Source organism: Scandinavium sp. M-37 (assembly GCF_043558715.1).
Taxonomy (GTDB): domain Bacteria; phylum Pseudomonadota; class Gammaproteobacteria; order Enterobacterales; family Enterobacteriaceae; genus Scandinavium; species Scandinavium vulneris_A.
The window spans coordinates 159927-181902 of record NZ_JBIGIN010000006.1; the positions used below are offsets into that span (position 1 = coordinate 159927).

Here is a 21976-nt window from a genome sequence, read left to right on the forward strand (position 1 = left end):
GACTACGTAGTAGTTTACTAGCAAAAGTCTCAGATTAAACCTAACATTGAAATTAAAGAGTAACAGTCATAGCATGTTAACGAATCCCCCGTTCGGACAGAGTGTATCTCGCTGATGAACCCGTGTTTTAGTTTCTTGAATCAAAGGAATGTCCGATACGTTTATCCACCAAATGTCCGATGAAGGGTCAAAAGAAATGTCTGAAAATGAACTCCGGACAAAGTCAGATTCAATGCCTGGTTACACCTTCCAAAATGATTTTTTGGCTTTAAGTCGGGCATTTTCATTGCCTGAAATAGATTATACCGATATTTCCCAACGCGAGCATCTTGCCGCCGCCTTAAAGCGCTGGCCATTGCTGGCCGAGTTTGCAGAACAAAAATAAGGAAGCCTGAATGGCCATTTTGGGATTACAGGGCCTGCGAGGCGGCACCGGAACCACGTCGCTGACCGCCGCGCTGGGTTGGGCGTTGCAGACGCTGGGCGAGACGGTTCTGATTATTGATGCCTGCCCGGATAATATGCTGCGCTACTTCTTCAATGACGACATTGCTCACCGTGATGGCTGGGCGCGTGCGCTGCTTGACGGTCAGGACTGGCGAGATGCCGGGATGCGCTATACCTCTCAACTCGATTTTCTGCCGTTTGGCCAGCTTTCTCTAGCGGAACGGTTAAATGTTAACGTTTTGACACCGGTTCTGAATCAGGCGGCTGAGATTGTCAAAACGCTGCACCCGCAGGGAGCGCGTCGCTGGATCCTGATTGATCTCCCGCATGACGTTGCGCCGTGGATGCAGCCGTTGATCGAAGCCTGTCATCACATGCTGACCATCGTCAATCCGGATGCCAATGCGCATATCCGTCTGCATCAACAAATCTTGCCCAAACATGGCCACATTCTGATTAACGATTTACGTATCGGCAGCCATGTCCAGGATGACATTTACCGTATCTGGCTGCAAAGCCAGCCGCGCATGTTGCCGGTGGTTATCCATCGTGATGAATCTATCGCCGAGTGCCTGGCCGCCAAGCAGCCGCTGGGGGAATATCGCGGTGATTCTCTGGCGGCGGAAGAAGTGATCACTCTCGCCAACTGGTGTGTGATGCACTACGCCGGGATGCACGAGGCGATGGAGCAGGCGCCATGATACGCCTTACCGCCCTTTTGCTGGCACCGCTTGCGGGGGCGCGTCTGCGCGCGCGTTACCTCGACTATCGGCAGCACAACGCGTCCTGGCTTGGGGCGACACTGGGCTGTTTCTGGGTGGCGCTGGCGTGGCTGTTGTTTCCCTTAGAGCACCCGCGCTGGCAGCAGATCCGCGCCAACCATCATACCTACTACCCCCATATCGACGCCCATCGCCCGCGCCCGCTCGACCCGGTACGCTATCTGCTGCAAAGCCTGTGGCTGCTGGCGACCCGCCCGATGGGAGAGCGAAAGAATTTCAACTGGAAAGGGCTGAAGGTGCTAAGCGGTGCGCGCGGGCGTTACCATCAATGGATGGAGGATTTGCCCGAGCGGATGAGTAAGAAAACCGAGCACATAAACCATAAAAAGGAACTGGCCCACGTCAACCCGAAGCTGCGCAAACTGATCCTCGGCGTGGTGGTGGGGGGCTCGCTGCTGCTGGCGCTGGTGTGTGTCACCCAGCCGTTTAATCCGCTGTCACAGTTTATCTTCCTGCTGCTGCTGTGGGGCGTGGCCTTACTGGTGCGCCGGATGCCGGGGCGTTTCTCGGCGCTGATGCTGGTGGTGCTGTCGCTGACGGTCTCCTGCCGCTATATCTGGTGGCGCTATACCTCGACGTTGAACTGGGACGACCCGGTCAGCCTGGTGTGCGGCCTGACGCTGCTGTTTGCCGAAACCTACGCCTGGATAGTGCTGGTGCTGGGGTATTTCCAGGTCATCTGGCCGCTCAACCGCCAGCCGGTGCCGCTGCCGAAAGACATGGCCCTGTGGCCGTCGGTCGATATCTTTATCCCGACCTATAACGAAGACCTCAACGTGGTGAAAAACACCGTCTATGCGTCGTTGGGGATTGACTGGCCGAAGGACAAACTTAAAATTTGGATCCTTGATGATGGCGGTCGCGAGGAGTTTCGTCAGTTCGCCAAAGACGTGAACGTGGAGTACGTGGCGCGTACCACGCATGAACATGCCAAAGCGGGCAATATCAATAACGCCCTGAAGCTGGCGAAAGGCGAGCTGGTTTCTATTTTCGACTGCGACCACGTGCCGACACGTTCTTTCCTGCAAATGACCGTCGGCTGGTTCCTGAAAGATAAGAAACTTGGCGTGATGCAGACCCCGCACCACTTCTTCTCACCTGATCCGTTCGAGCGTAACCTCGGCCGTTTCCGTAAAACGCCGAACGAAGGCACGCTGTTCTACGGTCTGGTGCAGGACGGGAACGACATGTGGGATGCGACGTTCTTCTGCGGTTCCTGCGCCGTTATCCGCCGTGGCCCGCTGGATGAAGTCGGTGGCATTGCGGTTGAAACGGTCACCGAAGATGCGCACACCTCGCTGCGCTTACACCGTCGCGGCTATACGTCGGCCTACATGCGTATCCCACAGGCGGCCGGTCTGGCAACCGAAAGCCTGTCGGCGCACATTGGGCAGCGTATTCGTTGGGCGCGCGGGATGGTGCAAATCTTCCGTATGGATAACCCGCTGTTCGGCAAAGGGCTGAAGTGGTCCCAGCGCATCTGTTATGCCAACGCCATGCTGCACTTCTTGTCCGGCGTGCCGCGTCTGATCTTCCTCACCGCGCCGCTGGCGTTCCTGCTGCTGCATGCCTATATCATCTACGCCCCGGCGCTGATGATTGCCCTGTTCGTGCTGCCGCATATGATCCACGCCAGCCTGACCAACTCGAAGATTCAGGGCAAATATCGCCACTCGTTCTGGAGTGAGATTTACGAAACGGTGCTGGCCTGGTATATCGCCCCGCCGACCATCGTGGCGTTGATTAACCCGAAAATCGGCACCTTTAACGTGACGGCGAAGGGCGGTCTGGTGAAAGAGGAGTACGTCGACTGGGTTATCTCCCGGCCCTATCTGTATCTGGTTATCCTCAATCTGGTCGGTATCGCCGTGGGTATCTGGCGGCACTTTACCGGCCCGGAAAATGAAATTCTGACCGTGTGGGTCAGTATCGTGTGGGTGTTCTACAACCTGATTATTCTCGGCGGCGCGGTGGCGGTGTCGGTGGAAAGTAAGCAGGTGCGTCGCTCCCACCGTGTTGAAATGAAAATGCCTGCGGCGATTGCCCGGGAAGATGGACACCTGTTCTCCTGTACGCTGCAGGACTTCTCCGACGGCGGCGTGGGCTTGCAAATCAACGGTCAGGCGCAGGTGCTGGAAGGGCAAAACGTTAGCCTGCTGCTCAAACGCGGCCAGCAGGAGTATGCCTTCCCGATGCAGGTCACCCGCGTGATGGGCAGCGAAGTCGGCCTGAAACTGCTGCCGATGTCGACCCGTCAGCATATCGATTTTGTTCAGTGTACCTTTGCCCGCGCCGATACCTGGGCGCTGTGGCAGGACAGCTATCCGGAAGACAAACCGCTGGAGAGTATGCTGGACATTTTAAAACTGGGGTTCCGTGGCTATCGCCACCTGGCGGAATTCGCGCCGCCTTCGGTGAAATTTATCTTCCGATCGCTTCTGGCTCTGGTTGCCTGGGTTGTCTCTTTCATACCGCGCCGCCCGGAGCGCAACGCGGGAACGACACTGCCTGAACCGGCTATGGCTCAACAATGATGACTATACGATGAAAAGAAAACTTTCCTGGATGTGCGCAGCGGCAGTGGGTGTGAGCGCTTTTATCCCATTGACAACCTATTCCGAAACGACGGCAGCCGATGCTGCGCCTGCCACCGCGGCAGACGCGGACCCTACGACGGCAGCGCCGGTTCCGGCTACCGCCACGCCGGGGATGGTCAGTCCAACGGTGACTGACCCGGCAGCGGTCAGCGCTGATGCGGTGGCAACCCCTGCGGTGGTTGAAAATTCGCCTACTCGCGACGTGAAGCTCAGCTTCGCCCAAATCGCGCCCGCACCGGGCAGCATGGTGCTGAAAGGCGCCAACCCAACCGGCTCAGTGCAGTTCGGCACCCGCAGTGACGAAGTGGTCTCCAAAGCGGTGCTGAATCTGGTGTATACCCCCTCGCCCGCGCTGCTGCCGGTGCAGTCGCAGCTGAAGGTGTATCTCAACGATGAACTGATGGGCGTGCTGCCGGTCACCAAAGAACAGCTGGGTAAAAAAGTGATGGCCCAGGTCCCGGTCGACCCGCTGTTCATCACCGATTTAAATAACGTGCGTCTGGAGTTTGTCGGTCACTACCGCGACGTGTGTGAAAACACCGCCAGCACCACACTGTGGCTGGATGTGGCGCGTAACACCTCGCTGGACATGACGCTCGAGCAGCTGAATGTCAAAAACGATCTGTCGCACTTCCCGGTGCCGTTCTTTGATTCCCGTGATAATCGTCCGTTGAATCTGCCGATCGTCTTTGCGGGTACACCGGATATTAACCAGCAGAAAGCGGCGGCGATTGTCGCCTCGTGGTTTGGCTCACGAGCGGGCTGGCGTGGTCAGACCTTCCCGGTGCTGTATAACCAGGTGCCGGACCGCAACGCCATCGTCTTCGCCACCAACGATAAACGCCCGGACTTCCTGCGTGACTATCCGCTGGTGAAGGCCCCGACGATCAGCATGATCGACAACCCGAATGATCCGTACAACAAGCTGCTGGTGGTGTTGGGTCGGGATGACAAAGATCTGTTGCAGGCTGCAAACGGTATCGCCGCAGGTAACATCCTGTTCCGTGGCGAAAGCGTCACCGTCGATGACATTAAATCGCTGCTCAAGCGCAAGCCTTACGATGCCCCGAACTGGGTGAATACCGAGCGCGCAGTCACCTTCGGTGAGCTGAAATCCTACGACCAGCAGCTGCAGTCCACCGGGCTGGAACCGGCGTCGATTAACCTGTCGCTGAACCTGCCGCCGGATTTGTATCTGCTGCGCAGCAACGGTATCGATATGGATCTGAAGTATCGCTATACCCAGCCCGCCATCAAAGACAGTTCGCGGATGGATATCAACCTCAACAACCAGTTCCTGCAATCCTATAGCCTGAACAGCAGCCAGGACACGCACAGCCTGCTGATGCGTCTGCCGATCGTTCAGGGTCTGATTGACGGCAAAAACGAAGTGTCGATCCCGGCGCTGCGTCTGGGGGCGGTGAACCAGCTGCGTTTCGACTTCCAGTACACCAACCCGATGCCGGGCGGGACGGTTGAAAACTGCATTACTTTCCAGCCGATCAAGAACAACGTGGTGATTGGGGACGATTCAACCATCGACTTCTCCAACTACTATCACTTCCTGGCAATGCCGGATCTGCGCGCGTTTGCCAATGCGGGCTTCCCGTTCAGCCGCATGGCGGATCTCTCCGACACGCTGATTGTGATGCCGAAAAATCCAACGGCTGACCAGGTCAGCACCCTGCTGGACAGCGTGGCGACCATCGGGAGTCAGGTGGGCCTGACCGGCGCGAACCTGAAGCTGACCGACGAACCGGGCGAGATGCAGAAGCAGGATGCAGATATCCTGCTGATCGGTTCCATTCCTGACAAACTGAAAGACGACCAGCATATCGAGCTGCTGGTGAACGCCACCCAAAGCTGGGTGAAAACCCCGGTGCGGCACAATGCCTTGTCCTCTGTGACGCTCGATAACTATGAACGTCAACCGATGTCGCAGACTACCGTGAGCTCCAAAGGCCCGATGGCGGCGATCATTGGCTTCCAGTCTCCGTACCACGATCAGCGCAGCGTCATTGCGCTGATGGCCGACAGCCCGCGCGGCTCCGAGCTGCTCAATCAGGCGCTAAACGACAGCGGCAAACGGGCGGCGATGTTTGGTTCGGTGTCGGTTATCCGTGAGTCTGGCGTGAACAGCATGCGCGTGGGCGACGTGTATTACGTCGGCCACCTGCCGTGGTACGAACGCGTGTGGTTCGCCCTCTCCAACCACCCGATTCTGTTATCGATCCTGGCTGCGCTGAGCGTGGTTCTGCTGGCGTGGGTGCTGTGGCGTCTGCTGCGCATCATTAGCCGCCGCCGTCTTGATCCGGATGATGAGTAAACGATGATGAAAGGTGTACGCCAGGGCTGCCTGGCGCTACTCACGCTGGTGACGTTGCAGGCCTCAGCCGCCTGCGACTGGCCCGCGTGGCAGCAGTTTAAGAAAGACTATATCAGCGACGGCGGGCGCGTTATTGACCCGAGCGACGCGCGCAAAATTACCACCTCCGAAGGGCAGAGCTATGCGATGTTCTTCGCCTTAGCGGCCAATGACCGCGCGGCGTTTGCCTCACTGTTCGACTGGACGCAGAACAACCTGGCACAAGGCGATATCAAAGCCCATCTACCGGGCTGGCTGTGGGGTAAAAAAGAGGACAACAGCTGGAGCGTGCTTGACAGCAACTCCGCCGCCGATGGTGACGTGTGGATTGCGTGGTCGCTGTTGGAAGCCGGGCGCTTGTGGAAGATGCCAGCGTACAGCGAAGCCGGTAAAGCGCTACTGTCGCGGATTGCCAGTGACGAAGTGGTGAAAGTCCCGGGCCTGGGCTCGATGCTGCTGCCGGGCAAAGTCGGCTTTGTCGACGATGCGGGCTGGCGTTTCAACCCAAGCTATCTCCCGCCGCAGTTGGCGAACTATTTTGTGCGCTACGGCGCGCCGTGGAATGCCATCCAGGCGACCAATCTGCGGCTGCTGCTGGAAACCGCGCCGAAAGGCTACTCGCCAAACTGGGTGCGTTTTGACAAGAAAAAAGGCTGGCAGCTCAAGCAGGATAAATCGCTGCTCGGCAGCTATGACGCGATCCGCGTCTATCTGTGGATCGGGATGTTGAACGACGCCGACCCGCAAAAAGCACGGCTGCTGGCGAAGTTCAAACCGATGGCATCCCAAACAGAAAAGGCGGGCTTACCGCCAGAAAAAATCGATATCGCCACCGGGAAGGTGGAAGGAAACGGGCCGGTGGGCTTCTCCGCATCGCTGCTGCCGTTCCTGCAAAATCGTGATGCTCAGGCGCTACAACGCCAGCGCGTCGCCGATAATTTCCCCGGCAATGACGCCTATTTCAGCTATGTTTTGACCCTGTTCGGACAAGGATGGGATCAACATCGTTTTCGTTTCACCGCCCGCGGTGAGCTTTTACCTGACTGGGGCCAGGCATGCGTAAGTTCTCATTAAGTTTACTCAGCCTCTCGCTCGGCATTGCGCTATCGCCTGTCGCCCATGCCGCGCCGACTACTGCACAAGAACAACTCATGAGCCAGGTGCGCCTCGGGGAATCCGCCAAGCGCGACGACCTGGTGCGTCAGTCGTTGTACCGTCTCGAGCTGATTGCGCCTGACGATCCCCAGGTGATTGCCGCCCGAATGCGCTATCTGCTGCGTCAGGGTGATGCCGCAGGCGCGCAGAAGCAGCTCGACCGCCTGAAAACCCTGGCCCCGGATTCCGAGGCCTATAAGTCTTCCCAAAGCGAACTGAAACTGTCCAGCGGCAAAGGCCGTCAGGCGTTGCAGGAAGCGCGTTTGCAGGTCACTACCGGGCACGTACAGGAAGGGATCGCCCAGTACGACCAGCTGTTTAACGGCACGCCGCCGGACGGCGACATGGCGGTGGAATACTGGACCGCGGTGGCGAAACTGCCCGCCCGTCATAAAGAGGCGGTCGGCAAACTGCAGACCCTGAATGTAAAGTACCCGGGCAACGTCCAGCTGCAAACCACGCTGGCGAAAACGTTGTTCAGCGATAACCGCAGCGCGGAAGGCTATGCCGTGCTGGAGCAAATGGCGAAATCGAGCGCCGGGCGCAATACGGCAGCCGATATTTGGTATGACCAGGTCAAGAATAGCCCGGTTAACGACAGCAGCGTCAAAGCGCTTCAGCGTTTCCTGACCGTATTCGCCACCGGCGATCTGGCCGATCAGGCGCGGACCCAGTTAGCGGAGCAGCAAACCCAACTCGCCGATCCGACGTTCCGTGCCAAGGCTCAACAGGAGGCGAAAGCCGCCGCCGTGGCTGAGGCACAGGCCAGCCAGCCGCAGACCTGGGAAATCGTCTGGCCGCTGATCCGCAAAGGCGATGCGGCGCTGAAAAGCCAAAATCTCGACCAGGCGCAGCGCTTTTATCAGCAGGCACAGCGGGTAGATAACACCAACAGCTATGCGGTGCTGGGCCTCGGCGACGTGGCGATAGCCCGCAAAGATAACGCCGCGGCTGAACGTTACTACCAGCAGGCATTGCGCCTGGATCGCGGCAATAGCAATGCGGTGCGCGGCCTGGCGAATATCTATCGCGCGCAGTCGCCTGAGAAGGCGACGGCTTTCATCGAGAGCCTGTCTGCCAGCCAGCGCAAAAGCATTGATGATATCGAACGTAGCCTGACCAACGACCGTCTGTCACAGCAGGCGGAAGCGCTGGAGAATCAGGGCCGCTGGGCGCAGGCCGCTGAGGTTCAGCGGCGCAGGCTGGCGCTCGATCCCGACAGCGTATGGATCACCTATCGTCTGGCGAAGGATCTGTCCAGCGCCGGGCAGCGCGGCGAAGCCGACAGTTTGATGATGAATCTGGCGCGTCAGAAATCGGGCGATCCGGAGCAGGTCTACGCCTACAGCCTGTATCTCTCGGGCAACGGCCAGGACATGGCGGCGCTGTCACACCTCAACGCCCTGCCGAAAAGCCAGTGGAATGACAATATTCAGGAACTGGCCGACCGTTTGCAGTTCGATCAGGTGATGCAGAGAGCCAATCTGCTGCGTGACAACGGGCATGAGGACCAGGCGATTGCGCTGCTGAAACAGCAGCCCCCGTCGACGCGAATTGATTTAACCCTCGCCGACTGGGCGCAGCAGCGGGGCGACACCCGCACGGCGGTGACCGAATACAACGCGGTGTTGGCGAAAGAGGCCAGCAACGAGGATGCACGTCTCGGTCTGGCGGAAGTGTATGCCGCGGCGGGCAATGATGCCGCCGCGCGCGAACAGCTGGCCACGCTGAACCCACCTGCGGCGGGTGAAACGCGCTCGCTCAATACCCAGCGGCGGATGGCGCTGGTGGACGCCAGTCTGGGCGATACCGCGCAGGCCCAGCAGATTTTCAATTCTATTGTGCCGCAGGCAAAAGCACAGCCCGCCTCGATGGATACGGCGCTGGTCCTGCGGGATAGCGCGCGCTTCCAGGTGCAGACCGGCCATCCGCAGCAGGCGCTGGACGGTTATAAAGATGCGATGGTGGCGGCGGGCATTACCCCGACCCGTCCGCAGGATAACGACACCTTTACCCGCCTGACGCGTAACGATGAGAAAGATGACTGGCTCAAGCGTGGGGTGCGCAGCGATGCGGCGGACCTCTATCGTCAGCAGGACTTGAACGTCACCCTCGAGCATAACTACTGGGGCTCCAGCGGCACCGGGGGCTATTCCGACCTGAAAGCGCACACCACCATGCTGCAGGTGGATGCCCCGTTGGCCGATGGGCGCATGTTCTTCCGAAGTGATTACGTCACCATGAACGCCGGGAGCTTCTCCACCGACAGCAACGGCGATTACTCGCCGAACTGGGGCACCTGTGGCGAAGTGGCCTGTCACGGCGGGGATAAGAGCCAAAGCGACAGCGGCGCGAGCGTGGCGGTCGGCTGGCATAACGCTACCTGGAATTTTGACATCGGCACCACGCCGATGGGCTTTAACGTGGTGGATGTGGTCGGTGGCCTGAGCTACAGCAGTAGCATTGGCTCACTGGGCTACACGGTGGAAGGCCATCGCCGCCCGATTTCCAGCTCGCTGCTGGCGTTTGGCGGACAGAAAGACACCAATACCGGCACCACCTGGGGCGGCGTTCGCGCCGACGGGGGCGGGGTCAGCCTGAGCTATGACAAAGGCGAAGCCAATGGCGTCTGGGCCTCTTTGAGCGCCGACTCGTTGACCGGTAAGAACGTGGAAGATAACTGGCGCGCCCGTTGGATGGCCGGGTATTACTACAAACTGGTGAACGAAAATGATCGCCGGGTGACCGTCGGCCTGAACAACATGCTCTGGCATTACGACAAAGACCTCAGCGGCTATAGCCTCGGCCAGGGGGGCTACTACAGCCCGCAACAGTATGTGTCGTTTGCGGTGCCGGTGAACTGGCGTCAGCGCACGGAAAACTGGAGCTGGGAGCTGGGCGGTTCGGCTTCGTGGTCGCACTCGAAAAATAATTCGCAGGCGCGTTATCCTAAGCAAAATCTGTTGCCAGCCAATTATCCGAATGCAGGACAGATTGATGACGGCAGCAGCAGCAACGGCTTCGGGTATACCGCTCATGCGTTAATCGAGCGACGGGTAACATCCAACTGGTTTATCGGTGCGGCAGTCGATATTCAGCAGGCGAAGGATTACACCCCAAGCCACGCGCTGTTGTACGTCCGCTATTCTGCCGCGGGTTGGCAGGGTGACATGGACCTGCCTCCGCAGCCATTGGTGCCTTACGCCGATTGGTAACGGAATAGGCTTAAATACGTTTTCATTCATCCCGATGATGGAACACTTAGCGTATAATGTGCCGGAAATCACGTAATGCCGGGTTCAATTGTGCTAACCCGGCATTACCGTGATGCGCCAAACGGCGTGGTTTCACTCTGGGGAGAGTTCTTTTGCGCGTTAGCCGCTCACTCACAATTAAACAGATGGCTATGGTGGCAGGTGTCACCATGGTGTTTGCGTTCGTCTTTTGCGCCATTTTGCTGTTCCATTTTGTGCAACAAAACCGTTTTACCACCGCCACCCAGCTGGAAAGCGTGGCCCGGGCGGTGCGTGAACCGCTGTCCGCCGCGATCCTGAAAGGGGATATTCCCGAAGCGGAAACCATTCTCGGACGCATCCAGCCCGCGGGGATTGTCAGCCGGGCCGACGTGGTGCTGCCCAATCAGTTCCAGGCCCTGCGGATGCGCTTTATTGAAGAGCGCCCGGTGCCGGTGATGATTACCCGGCTGTTTGAGCTGCCGGTGCAGATTTCACTGCCGATTTATTCGCTGGAACGCCCGGCTAACCCACAGCCGCTGGCCTATCTGGTGCTGCAATCAGACTCGTACCGCACCTATAAATTCGTGATGAGCGCACTTGCAACGTTGGTGACTGCTTACTTACTTTTAGTGTTGATGCTGACCGTGGCGATCACCTGGTGCATCAACCGCCTGATTGTGCGCCCGCTGCGCGCGCTGGCTCGCGAGCTGAACGATCTCCCGGCGGATGAGCGGGTTGGCCATCAGCTGCCGCTCCCGCGCCTGCATCATGACGATGAAATCGGCATGCTGGTGCGCAGCTACAACCGCAATCAACAGATTATCCTGCGCCAGCACACCGAGCTGTGCAGCCACTCCACCCGTTTCCCGGTCTCTGACCTGCCGAACAAGGCATTCTTACTCGCGCTGCTCGAGCAGACGGTGGCGCATAAGAAGACCACCGCGCTGATGATCGTTGCGTGTGAGACCTTACAGGACACCGCTGGCGTGTTGCAGGAAAGCCAGCGCGAGATGCTGCTGCTGACGCTGGCCGAGAAACTTAAATCGGTGATTTCGTCGCGCATGGTGCTGGCTCAGGTCAGCGCCTATGACTTCGCGATTCTGGCGCACGGGGTGAAAGAGCCGTGGCACGCGATTACGTTAGGTCAGCAAGTACTCACTATCATAAATGAGCGTTTGCCGTTGCAGGGCATTCAGCTGCGTCCGAGCGCCAGCATCGGCATCGCCATGTTCCACGGCGAACTGAACGCCGAACAGCTTTACCGCCGGGCCGTCTCCGCGGCCTTTACCGCGCGGCGAAAAGGCAAAAACCAGATTGAGTTTTTCGACCCAGCGCAGATGGAAAAAGCGCAACAGCGGCTGACCGAAGAGAGCGATATTCTTTCCGCCCTTGATAATCAGCAGTTTGCAGTGTGGCTGCAACCCCAGACCGACATCGCCAGCGGAAAGGTGTGTAGCGCGGAAGTGCTGCTGCGCCAGCGCCAGCCGGACGGGAGTTGGGAGCTGCCAGCCGATCTTATCGAGCGCATCGAAGCCTGCGGTCTGATGGTCACCGTGGGCTATTGGGTGTTGGAAGAATCCTGTCGCCAGCTGGCGGCGTGGCAGAGTCGCGGCATTATGCTGCCGCTGTCGGTCAACCTGTCGGCGCTGCAACTGCTGCATCACGATATGGTGGCCGACATGCTGGAACTGCTCAGCCGTTACCGTATCGCGCCCGGCACGCTTATCCTGGAAGTGACGGAAAGCCGTCGAATTGACGACCCGAAAGCCGCGGTGGCTATCCTGCGTCCGCTGCGCAATGCAGGGGTGCAGATTGCGCTGGACGATTTCGGCATGGGCTACGCGGGCCTGCGCCAGCTTCAGCACTTGAAATCGCTGCCGGTGGATATCCTCAAAATCGACAAGATTTTTGTCGATTCCCTACCGGACGATACCAGTATGGTATCGGCCATTATCCAGCTGGCGCGCAGCATGGACCTGAGCATTGTGGCGGAAGGCGTGGAAAATGACGCCCAGCTGGCGTGGCTGAAGTCCGCCGGGGTGGATATCGCCCAGGGCTTCCTGTTTGCCCGCGCAGTGCCGCCGGACGTGTTCGAACAGCAATACCTCTCAACGCAAACTGACGATGTAAGCGCGTAATATTTTTGCGCGCTTGCGCGAGTCAGCTCAAAGTTTTTAACATTTGCCCCGGTAAATGTTTCTGTGTTGTATATCGGATGTTATTTTAGAGCCGCAGGCGAATAAAAACCCCTCTTAGCCTGTGGTTTTATCTTAAGGACATCCTATGAAAACCACTCTGTTTAAAAGCCTTTATTTCCAGGTGCTAACGGCGATTGCGGTCGGTATTCTGCTCGGCCACTTCTACCCGGAACTGGGCACGCAAATGAAACCGCTTGGCGATGCCTTCGTTAAGCTCATCAAAATGGTTATTGCTCCCGTTATCTTCTGTACCGTGGTAACCGGTATTGCGGGGATGGAGAGCATGAAAGCCGTGGGCCGAACCGGGGCCGTGGCGCTGCTCTATTTTGAAGTGGTCAGTACCCTGGCGCTGATTATCGGCCTGGTTATCGTCAATCTGGTGCAGCCCGGCGCGGGGATGAACGTTGACCCGGCAACGCTGGATGCGCATGCGGTGGCGGTCTACGCCGAGCAGGCGAAAGATCAGGGGGTTGTCGCCTTCCTGCTGGATATCATTCCGTCGAGCGTGATCGGCGCGTTTGCCAGCGGCAACATTTTACAGGTGCTGCTGTTCGCGGTGATGTTCGGCTTTGCCCTGCATCGTCTGGGCCATAAAGGCCAGCTGATTTTCAACGTGATTGAAAGTTTCTCGCAGGTCATCTTCGGCATCATCAACATGATCATGCGCCTGGCACCGATTGGGGCCTTCGGGGCGATGGCGTTTACCATCGGTAAATACGGCGTTGGCACCTTGGTGCAGCTCGGTCAGCTGATTATCTGCTTCTACATTACCTGTATTCTGTTCGTGGTGGTGGTGTTGGGGTCTATCGCACGCGTCACCGGCTTCAGCATTTTCAAATTTATCCGCTATATCCGCGAAGAGCTGTTGATTGTGCTCGGCACCTCGTCGTCGGAGTCCGCGCTGCCGCGTATGCTCGACAAGATGGAAAAGTTGGGCTGCCGTAAATCGGTGGTGGGGCTGGTTATTCCGACCGGATACTCGTTTAACCTCGACGGGACCTCCATCTATCTGACAATGGCGGCGGTGTTCATCGCCCAGGCGACCAACAGCCATATGGATATATGGCATCAAATTACGCTGCTGGTGGTGCTGCTGCTCTCCTCGAAAGGGGCGGCCGGGGTGACGGGCAGTGGCTTTATCGTGCTGGCGGCGACCCTTTCTGCGGTCGGTCATTTACCGGTGGCGGGTCTGGCGCTGATCCTCGGTATTGACCGCTTTATGTCGGAAGCGCGTGCCCTGACCAACCTGGTTGGCAACGGCGTGGCAACCATCGTGGTGGCGAAATGGGTGAAAGAGCTGGACCCACAGAAGCTGGACGACACGCTCAATAACCGTACACCTAGCGAGAAATCTCAGCAAATTTCCTCATAATCCCGCGACTTATCCCCCGAATCTGCCCGTAGTCGCTTGATGGACTACGGGCTCCTGCGCATAATTGACCTTATTTTTCGTTGAACGTGTGACTTTTCAAAAAATGCACGGTCTAAACGACGTCATGAACTCATAAAAATGACCATGAGTTGTTTTTGTTACTCATCCCGGCGACGTAGGGTGAGTCTCTAACCAGGATAGTTGATTCAGGGGTTTACATGCAGGGCACAAAAATTCGACTCATAGCGGGCGGGATGCTGATGATGGCAGCCGCGGGCTATGCGCAAGCAGAAGCGCTCCAGCCGGACCCGGCATGGCAACAGGGAACACTGGCGAATGGATTTCAGTGGCAGGTTTTAGCCACCCCGCAACGCCCGAGCGACAGGGTTGAAATCCGCCTACAGGTCAACATTGGTTCCCTGAGCGAAAGCACGCAGCAGGTTGGCTACAGCCACTTCATTCCACGCCTGGCGCTCTCGCAGAGCGGCAGTCTACCGACGATGCAGGCCCGTTCATTGTGGCAGCAGGGCATCGACCCGCAGCATCCTATGCCCCCGGCTATCGTCTCCTACGATTACACCCTTTTCAGCCTGAGTCTGCCGAACAACCGCAACGACCTGCTGAAAGAGGCGCTGACCTGGCTGTCTGATTCCAGCGGCAAACTGAATATCACCCCGGAAGCGGTTAATCACGCGCTGGGCGGGCAAGACATGGTAATGACCTGGCCCCAGGACCCGAAAGAGGGCTGGTGGCGTTATCGTCTGAAAGGCTCAACCATGCTCGGCCACGATCCGGCCGAACCGCTGAAGCAGCCCATTGACGCGGAACAGCTGAAAAGTTTCTACCACAAGTGGTACACCCCGGATGCAATGACCCTGATTGTGGTCGGCAACGTGGACAGCCGCAGCGTGGGTGAGCAAATCAATAAAATCTTTGGCGAGCTGAAAGGCAAGCGTGAAACCCCGGCAGCCGTTCCGACGCTGGCCCCGTTGCCACCGCAGGCCGTCAGCATCATGACCGACGCGGTTCCACAGGACCGTCTCTCTATCATGTGGGATACGCCGTGGGCGCCCATCCGTGAGTCCGCCGCCCTGCAACGCTACTGGCGTGCTGATTTGGCGCGTGAAGCGCTGTTCTGGCACGTGCAGCAGAATCTGAGCAAAAGCAACGTGAAAGATATCGGCATCGGCTTCGACTGCCGGGTGCTGTATTTGCGCGCTCAGTGTGCGATCAACGTGGATTCACCGAACGACAAGCTGGACGCCAATCTTAGCCTGGTGGCGCGAGAGTTGGCGAAAGTGCGTGAAAACGGTCTGACCAAGGAAGAGTTTGACGCGCTGATTGCACAGAAGAGTCTTGAGCTACAGAAGCTGTTTGCGACCTATGCGCGTACCAATACCGACCTGCTGATCAGCCAGCGTATGCGTGCGCTGCAAAATCAGGTGGTGGATATCGCGCCGGAACAGTACCAGAAGCTGCGCCAGGAGTTCTTAAGCTCGCTGACCGTTGAGAGCCTGAATCAGGATCTGCGCCAGCAGCTGTCGCAGGACATGGCCTTGATTCTCCAGCAGCCGAAAGGTGAGCCGGAGTACAACATGAAGGATTTGCAGGAGACCTGGAGCAAACTGATGACCCCGACGAGTGCGGCACCTGCTGCAACCGAGGAAGCGCATCAGGATGTGACGGATATTCCGCCGGGCCAGTAGGGGTTAGCTTTTCTGTACTGGCGGGATGAGTGGAGTTAGTGAAGTTAGTAGAATTGTTCCGTTCACTTACGCACCTCTTTTCTGACGGACACAAGGTTAACACCCTCAGTTCCCTCTGGAACCGGATTGTGTCCCCGCTTGAAATCGCCGGGCTGTAAGCCAGATGACAAGGTCAGACCGCCAGGGATGGCGGGCTGAGGCGAAACGAGACAGGAAGTCGAGTTGAGCCGGCCGCAGGCAGATGGCTGGAAGACCGCGCAGTGCGCAGCACCGATTTCTGTTGCGGGGCCACGGGGATTGATAAGGGGAGCGTGGTGCTCCCCTTATCCCGTTCACGTTCTGTAGGGGTGAAATAAACGTCGATCTGATGGTGAACGGAACAAGACCACTGAACCCATCACTCCGGCATCGCATCCCGCGGAATGATCGCCCCGCGATACTGAATCACGGTGCTGGCGGTCAAATGGCCGCGCTGGGCCGCTGCCTGCGCATCGCCCCCCGTCAAACGCACCGCCAGATAACCCGCACTGAACGAATCACCCGCCGCGGTGGTATCCACCACTTTCTCCTTCGGCAATTTCACCGCAGGTACGTCGACGACACTTTCACCTACCAGTGATACCAGGCAGGAATCCGCCCCGCGTTTGACAACCACTTCGTGGACGCCAGCCGCATGGGTACGGGCGATCACCTCTTCCACTGGCTTCTCACCCCACAGCGCGTCTTCATCGTCGAGGGTCAGGAATGCGATATCGGTGCAGCCCAGCATCTGCTGATAAACCTGCTGCGTCTCTTCGCGGCTGGCCCACAGGCGAGGACGGTAGTTGTTATCGAAAATCACCTTTCCGCCGTTGGCGCGGCATTCGTGCAGCAGAGAGAACAGCTTCTCGCGGCTCGCCGGGCTGAGAATGGCGAGGCTAATACCGCTCAGATACAGATAATCAAAGGTCGCCAGCTCTTCACAAATCGCCGCGGACTGGTCGCTTTCCAGCCAGAATTTGGCCGCCGCTTCGTTACGCCAGTAGTAGAAGGTGCGCTCGCCGGTCTCATCGGTTTCGATGTAATACAGGCCCGGCATCCGGTTTTCCATGCGCTGAATCAGGCGGGTGTCGACGTTTTCACTTTCCCACGCCTCCAGCATTTGCTGGCTGAAGCTGTCGGTGCCCAGGGCGGTGATATAACTCACCTGCAAATCAGCCTGTTTAACCTGACGGGCAATATATACCGAGGTGTTCAGCGTATCGCCGCCAAAACCACGGTTCACCGCAGAACCTTTCTCTGACAGTTCAATCATGCATTCGCCAATGACGGCAATTTTTTTAGACATAGTCGTCAAGCCTTCCCGGAATCGAAAAATTAGCAATAGTGTGCGCTGAGGGTGTTTTAGGGTCAATAAGATTAAAACAACGTTCCATTATTTTTTTGACATGGCGCGTATTCCCCTCAGGAATCGCCTGCACAGAAAAACAAAATGCCCGCCACTGAACATAAAGTTCTCACTTTCAGCGCCGATAACTCAATGACGAGTTCCGACAGATACCCCTATTTACAGGACAGCTGAGATGAAGTTAAAGCAGGTTATCCAGCGGCTAAGCATTCCGGATGCAGGCATTGAAGGTCTACAGGAGCGGCGCTATTGGCTGGAGTGTGAGCGTGCTTATACTTACCAGCCAATCTATAAAACCGATGGTTGCCTGATGGCAGTCGAAGTGCTGACCGTGGTGACGCATCCGGAGCACCCCGGGCAGCGTATTGCGCCGGATCGCTATTTTGCCGAAGTGGCGGTGCGCCAGCGTATTGATGTGATTAAAGAACAGTTGGCGGTGCTGATGGCGAAGCGCGCATTCTTCGCCGATAACGGGATCCTGGCATCGGTGAACGTCGATGGCCCGACGCTACTGGCCATGCGCCAGGACTCGTCGCTGATGGCGCAGATCGAAGAGATCCCCTGGCTGCGTTTTGAGTTGGTGGAGCACATCCGCCTGCCGCAGGATTCGTCGTTTGCCTCGCTGTGCGACTTCGGCCCGCTGTGGCTGGATGATTTCGGCACCGGGATGGCCAACTTCTCGGCGCTGAGCGAAGTGCGTTACGACTACATCAAAGTGGCGCGTGACCTGTTTATCATGCTGCGCAAAACCCCGGAAGGGCGCAATTTGTTCGAGCTGCTTATCCAGTTGATGAACCGCTATTGCCAGGGCGTGATTGTCGAAGGTGTCGAGACGCTGGAGGAGTGGCGAGACGTCCAGCAATCCCCGGCTCATGCGGCGCAGGGCTATTTCCTGTCCCGTCCGGTCCCGATGGCAACCCTCGAAGACGTGATGCTCAATCTGGCCTGATCTGCCGCTTTGCCGTCTTTTCTGTCAGCCTCAACTATTATTTATCAAAGGTGAGGCCAAACAGGAGCGTTTACGGCATGACAAAAACAGGTAAAGCCACAACCATCATTTTTGCGACGTTAGCGGTGCTTATCGTCGTACTTTTCATCATCATCGCGACCTTCGACTGGAATCGCCTGAAACCCACCATCAACCAGAAGGTGTCCGCCGAGCTGAATCGGCCTTTCGCCATTCGGGGCGATCTGGGGGTGGTCTGGGAGCGCCAGCCGGGCGAAACGGGCTGGCGGAGCTGGGTGCCCTGGCCGCACGTCCACGCCGATGATGTTCTGTTAGGCAACCCGCCTGACATCCCGGAAATAACCATGGTGCATCTGCCGCGAGTCGAGGCCACGCTGGCCCCCCTGGCACTGCTGACCAAAACGGTCTATCTGCCGTGGATAAAGCTGGTTCAGCCCGATGCCCGCATTATTCGCCTCTCGGAAAAAACCAATAACTGGACTTTCAATCTGGCATCTGCCAACGGCGAGCAGAAAAATGCTCAGCCTTCCTCGTGGTCATTCCGGCTGGATAACGTGCTGTTCGATCGCGGCCGGATCAAGGTGGATGATAAAGTCAGCCGCGCGAATATCGAGATCTTCGTCGATCCGTTGGGTAAACCGCTGCCATTTAGCGAAGTCACCGGCGATAAGGGCAAAAGCAACGGACCGAAGGCCGGCGATTACGTGTTTGGCCTGAAGGCCAGCGGGCGCTACAACGGCCAGCCGTTAACCGGGACGGGGAAAATCGGTGGGATGCTGGCGCTGCGCAGCGAAGGCACGCCGTTCCCGGTGCAGGCTGATTTCCGCTCCGGCAACACACGGGTGGCGTTCAGCGGCACGGTTAACGATCCGATGAATATGGGCGGCGTGGATCTGCGTCTTAAGTTCTCCGGCGATTCTCTGGGGCAGCTCTACGACCTGACCGGCATTCTGCTGCCTGACACCCCGCCGTTTGAGACGGACGGCCATCTGGTGGCGAAAATCGACACCGACAAAGGCTCCGTGTTTGACTATCGCAATTTCAACGGGCGGATCGGTGACAGCGACATCCACGGCACGCTCAAATACAGCACCAGCAAGCCGCGTCCGAAACTGGAAGGTGACATGGAGTCGAAACAGCTGCGGCTGGCGGACTTAGGCCCGCTGATTGGCGTCGATTCCGGGAAAGGCACCCAATCGAAAGAGGTGAAAAAAGACGTACAACCGGCCGGGAAAGTGCTGCCCTACGATCGGTTTGAGACGGAGAAGTGGGGCGTAATGGACGCCGACGTCCGCTTCAAAGGCGGCCATATCGAACATGGCAGCACCTTGCCGCTGAATAACCTGACCACGCACATCATCCTCGAAAAAGGTGACCTGCGCCTGAAGCCGCTGAAATTCGGTATGGCTAACGGGACCATCAACGCCAATATTCATCTCGCGGGCAATAAAAAGCCGATGCAGGGCGAGGCGGATATTCAGGCCCGTCGGCTGCGGCTCAAAGAGCTGATGCCGAATGTTGCGTTGATGCAGAAAACGCTTGGTGAAATGAACGGGGATGCGAAGCTGCGCGGCACGGGTAATTCGGTGGCGGCGCTGCTCGGGTCGAGCGACGGTAACCTGAAACTGCTGATGAACGATGGCGTGGTCAGCCGCAACCTGATGGAAATCCTCGGCCTGAACGTGGGGAACTTTATTGTCGGGCAGATTTTTGGTGACGATGAAGTGCGGGTCAACTGTGCGGCGGCAAACCTCAATATCAATCACGGCGTGGCACGCCCGCAAATCCTCGCCTTTGATACTGAAAACGCGCTGATTAACGTCACCGGCAGCGCCAGTTTTGCCTCTGAGCAGCTGGATTTGACCATCGATCCCGAGAGTAAGGGCATTCGCATTATTACCCTGCGATCGCCGCTGTACGTGCGCGGCACCTTCAAAAATCCGGATTACGGCGTGAAGCCTGGGCCATTGATTGTGCGCGGTGCGGTAGCGGCAGCCCTGGCGACGCTGGTGACGCCAGCGGCCGCGCTGCTGGCGTTGATTTCACCGTCCGAGGGCGATGCGAATCAATGCCATGTGATTTTGTCTCAGATGCGGAAGTAGTCTGACCCTCACCCCGGCCCTCTCCCTAAAAGGGAGAGGGGGAAAATAATCCCCACGCCCTTTTGGGAAGAGGGTTAGGGAGAGGGGGGAAACAATCCCCACGCCCTTTTGGGAAGAGGGTTAGGGAGAGGGGGGAAACAATCCCCTCGCCCCTTTGGGGAGAGGGTTAGGGTGAGGGGAACCAATCAAAGAGACTGATGGCGCGTCTCATGCGTCAGCACCAATGCAATCAGCGTCAGAGCCGCCATCGACGCCAGATAGTACCCGACATACGCCAGACCATAGGTGCCGGTCAGCCATGCGGCGATATAGGGTGCCACGGACGCGCCCAGAATCGACGATACGTTATAGGAGAACGATGCCCCGGTGTAACGCACTTCGGTTGGGAACAGCTCTGGCAGCAGGGCACCCATCGGGCCGAAGGTCAGCCCCATCAGGCTTAAACCGAGCAGCAGATAGGCCATAATCAGCGTCGGATCCCCTGAGCCCAGCAGCGGTTGGAACACGAACAGGCCGAACAGGATAATCAGCGTGGTAATGGTAATCATGCTTTTGCGACGACCAAAACGGTCCGCCAGCAGGCCGGCAATCGGCACCATCACGCCAAACCCAATCACCGCCATCATCAGCATCCACAGCACTTCATTGCGCGGCAGGCCCAGACCTTGCGGCACCGCAGCGGTGCTGTAGGTCATTGAATAGACGGTCATGATATAGAACAGCGTATAGGTCGCCAGCATGATGAAGGTGCCGAGAATGGTCACCCGCAAATGCTTGCTGAGCAGCGTCCCCATCGGCACTTTAACCTGTTTCTTGGCGGCGGCGACTTTGGCAAACACCGGCGTTTCATGCAGCGAAACACGCACGTACAGGCCAATAATTACCAGCACGGCGGAGAAGATAAACGGCACGCGCCAGCCCCAGCTCATGAACTGTTGGTCGGTCAGCAGCCAGGAGAGCAGCAGGAAGGTGCCGTTGGCAAAGAAGAAACCAATCGGGGCACCAAGCTGCGGGAATGAACCATACAGCGCACGTTTTTTCGGCGGCGCGTTTTCGGTGGCGAGCAGGGCAGCTCCGCCCCATTCACCGCCCAGACCCAGGCCCTGACCAAAACGGGCCAACGCCAGCAGCATTGGCGCGAGGATGCCGATAGTGTCATAGCTCGGCAGCAGGCCGATCACTACCGTTGAAATCCCCATTGTCAGCAGCGACGCGACCAGCGTTACTTTGCGGCCTACGCGGTCACCAAAGTGGCCAAACAGCGCGGAACCAATCGGACGCGCCACGAACGCGATAGCAAATGTCGCCAGCGATTGCAGCGTCGCGGCAGCCGGATCACCCTGCGGGAAGAAGATGTGCGGGAACACGATGACCGCGGCGGTGGCGTAAATATAGAAGTCGAAGAACTCAATGGCGGTGCCGATAAGTGACGCAACGACGACTTTATTTCGTGAGTTAACCGGGGCGATGTCCGGATTATTGTCGAGTGTTGTGGTGGACATAGTCTTTTCTTATTGTTTGGCGAACGAAAGGCCATATTACGCACAGCAAAAGCGACATTTCAATGTGTAACAAAGTCAGCGCTTGGCTGAAAAACAGACAAAAAGCGGATAATTTTCAGACCTGCGAAATCACTTCTATGAAATGCTTCACATAAATGAA

The 21976-nt window shown here is 57.7% G+C and carries 13 protein-coding genes; 11 read left to right on the forward strand and 2 right to left on the reverse strand.

Going from position 1 to position 21976, the window contains the following annotated elements; genetic code table 11:
- Positions 1-196 precede the first annotated feature (196 nt).
- The 9 genes from bcsR to ACG0Z5_RS07085 all read left to right on the forward strand — a co-directional run bounded on the left by bcsR (position 197) and on the right by ACG0Z5_RS07085 (position 15858).
- Positions 197-385 (forward strand): cellulose biosynthesis protein BcsR, encoded by a 189-nt coding sequence (gene bcsR / locus ACG0Z5_RS07045; protein ID WP_394446306.1) that lies wholly within the window; start codon positions 197-199, stop codon positions 383-385.
- A gap of 10 nt (positions 386-395) precedes the next feature.
- Positions 396-1148: a cellulose biosynthesis protein BcsQ gene (bcsQ, locus tag ACG0Z5_RS07050; RefSeq protein WP_394446283.1), complete on the forward strand. Its 753-nt coding sequence runs from the start codon at positions 396-398 to the stop codon at positions 1146-1148.
- Entirely contained in the window at positions 1145-3763 is a 2619-nt protein-coding gene (gene bcsA, locus ACG0Z5_RS07055) for a UDP-forming cellulose synthase catalytic subunit (protein WP_394446284.1), read from the forward strand. The genes bcsQ and bcsA overlap by 4 nt, the downstream gene beginning before the upstream one ends.
- A gap of 10 nt (positions 3764-3773) precedes the next feature.
- Entirely contained in the window at positions 3774-6152 is a 2379-nt protein-coding gene (gene bcsB, locus ACG0Z5_RS07060) for a cellulose biosynthesis cyclic di-GMP-binding regulatory protein BcsB (RefSeq protein WP_394446285.1), read from the forward strand.
- Positions 6153-6158: 6 nt separating this feature from the next.
- Positions 6159-7265, forward strand: a complete 1107-nt coding sequence (gene bcsZ, locus ACG0Z5_RS07065; RefSeq protein WP_394446307.1) for a cellulose synthase complex periplasmic endoglucanase BcsZ — start codon at positions 6159-6161, stop codon at positions 7263-7265.
- Positions 7247-10561: a cellulose synthase complex outer membrane protein BcsC gene (gene bcsC / locus ACG0Z5_RS07070; RefSeq protein ID WP_394446286.1), complete on the forward strand. Its 3315-nt coding sequence runs from the start codon at positions 7247-7249 to the stop codon at positions 10559-10561. The genes bcsZ and bcsC overlap by 19 nt, the downstream gene beginning before the upstream one ends.
- A gap of 152 nt (positions 10562-10713) precedes the next feature.
- Positions 10714-12720 carry a biofilm formation regulator HmsP gene (gene hmsP, locus ACG0Z5_RS07075; protein WP_394446287.1) on the forward strand — a complete coding sequence of 669 codons (2007 nt, stop codon included), beginning with the start codon at positions 10714-10716 and terminating at the stop codon, positions 12718-12720.
- 145 nt (positions 12721-12865) lie between these two features.
- A complete protein-coding gene (locus ACG0Z5_RS07080; protein ID WP_394446288.1) occupies positions 12866-14152 on the forward strand; it encodes a dicarboxylate/amino acid:cation symporter in 1287 nt (428 codons plus the stop codon).
- A 218-nt stretch (positions 14153-14370) separates the two neighbouring features.
- The gene (locus tag ACG0Z5_RS07085; protein ID WP_394446289.1) at positions 14371-15858 is read left to right on the forward strand and encodes a M16 family metallopeptidase; all 1488 of its coding nucleotides are present in this window, start codon (positions 14371-14373) and stop codon (positions 15856-15858) included.
- A 397-nt stretch (positions 15859-16255) separates the two neighbouring features.
- Here the strand turns inward: ACG0Z5_RS07085 and ACG0Z5_RS07090 are convergent, their stop codons facing one another.
- On the reverse strand, positions 16256-17185 hold the full coding sequence (locus ACG0Z5_RS07090; RefSeq protein ID WP_394446290.1) for a sugar kinase: 930 nt from the start codon (positions 17183-17185) through the stop codon (positions 16256-16258).
- A gap of 235 nt (positions 17186-17420) precedes the next feature.
- Between ACG0Z5_RS07090 and pdeH the strand changes: the two genes are divergently transcribed.
- Both pdeH and ACG0Z5_RS07100 read left to right on the forward strand, forming a co-directional pair.
- Positions 17421-18194: a cyclic-guanylate-specific phosphodiesterase gene (gene pdeH, locus ACG0Z5_RS07095; protein ID WP_394446291.1), complete on the forward strand. Its 774-nt coding sequence runs from the start codon at positions 17421-17423 to the stop codon at positions 18192-18194.
- Between the two features lie 77 nt (positions 18195-18271).
- On the forward strand, positions 18272-20314 hold the full coding sequence (locus ACG0Z5_RS07100; protein ID WP_394446292.1) for an AsmA family protein: 2043 nt from the start codon (positions 18272-18274) through the stop codon (positions 20312-20314).
- Between the two features lie 185 nt (positions 20315-20499).
- Here the strand turns inward: ACG0Z5_RS07100 and ACG0Z5_RS07105 are convergent, their stop codons facing one another.
- Positions 20500-21816 (reverse strand): MFS transporter, encoded by a 1317-nt coding sequence (locus ACG0Z5_RS07105; RefSeq protein WP_394446293.1) that lies wholly within the window; start codon positions 21814-21816, stop codon positions 20500-20502.
- Positions 21817-21976: the final 160 nt, after the last annotated feature.

Excerpts from the sequence above, each read along its gene's own strand:
- bcsR (WP_394446306.1), top strand. The coding sequence starts at position 197 with ATGTCTGAAAATGAACTCCGGACAAAGTCAGATTCAATGCCTGGTTAC.
- bcsQ (WP_394446283.1), top strand. The coding sequence starts at position 396 with ATGGCCATTTTGGGATTACAGGGCCTGCGAGGCGGCACCGGAACCACG.
- bcsA (WP_394446284.1), top strand. The coding sequence starts at position 1,145 with ATGATACGCCTTACCGCCCTTTTGCTGGCACCGCTTGCGGGGGCGCGT.
- bcsB (WP_394446285.1), top strand. The coding sequence starts at position 3,774 with ATGAAAAGAAAACTTTCCTGGATGTGCGCAGCGGCAGTGGGTGTGAGC.
- bcsZ (WP_394446307.1), top strand. The coding sequence starts at position 6,159 with ATGAAAGGTGTACGCCAGGGCTGCCTGGCGCTACTCACGCTGGTGACG.
- bcsC (WP_394446286.1), top strand. The coding sequence starts at position 7,247 with ATGCGTAAGTTCTCATTAAGTTTACTCAGCCTCTCGCTCGGCATTGCG.
- ACG0Z5_RS07080 (WP_394446288.1), top strand. The coding sequence starts at position 12,866 with ATGAAAACCACTCTGTTTAAAAGCCTTTATTTCCAGGTGCTAACGGCG.
- ACG0Z5_RS07085 (WP_394446289.1), top strand. The coding sequence starts at position 14,371 with ATGCAGGGCACAAAAATTCGACTCATAGCGGGCGGGATGCTGATGATG.
- ACG0Z5_RS07090 (WP_394446290.1), bottom strand. The coding sequence starts at position 17,185 with ATGTCTAAAAAAATTGCCGTCATTGGCGAATGCATGATTGAACTGTCA.
- pdeH (WP_394446291.1), top strand. The coding sequence starts at position 17,421 with ATGAAGTTAAAGCAGGTTATCCAGCGGCTAAGCATTCCGGATGCAGGC.
- ACG0Z5_RS07100 (WP_394446292.1), top strand. The coding sequence starts at position 18,272 with ATGACAAAAACAGGTAAAGCCACAACCATCATTTTTGCGACGTTAGCG.
- ACG0Z5_RS07105 (WP_394446293.1), bottom strand. The coding sequence starts at position 21,816 with ATGTCCACCACAACACTCGACAATAATCCGGACATCGCCCCGGTTAAC.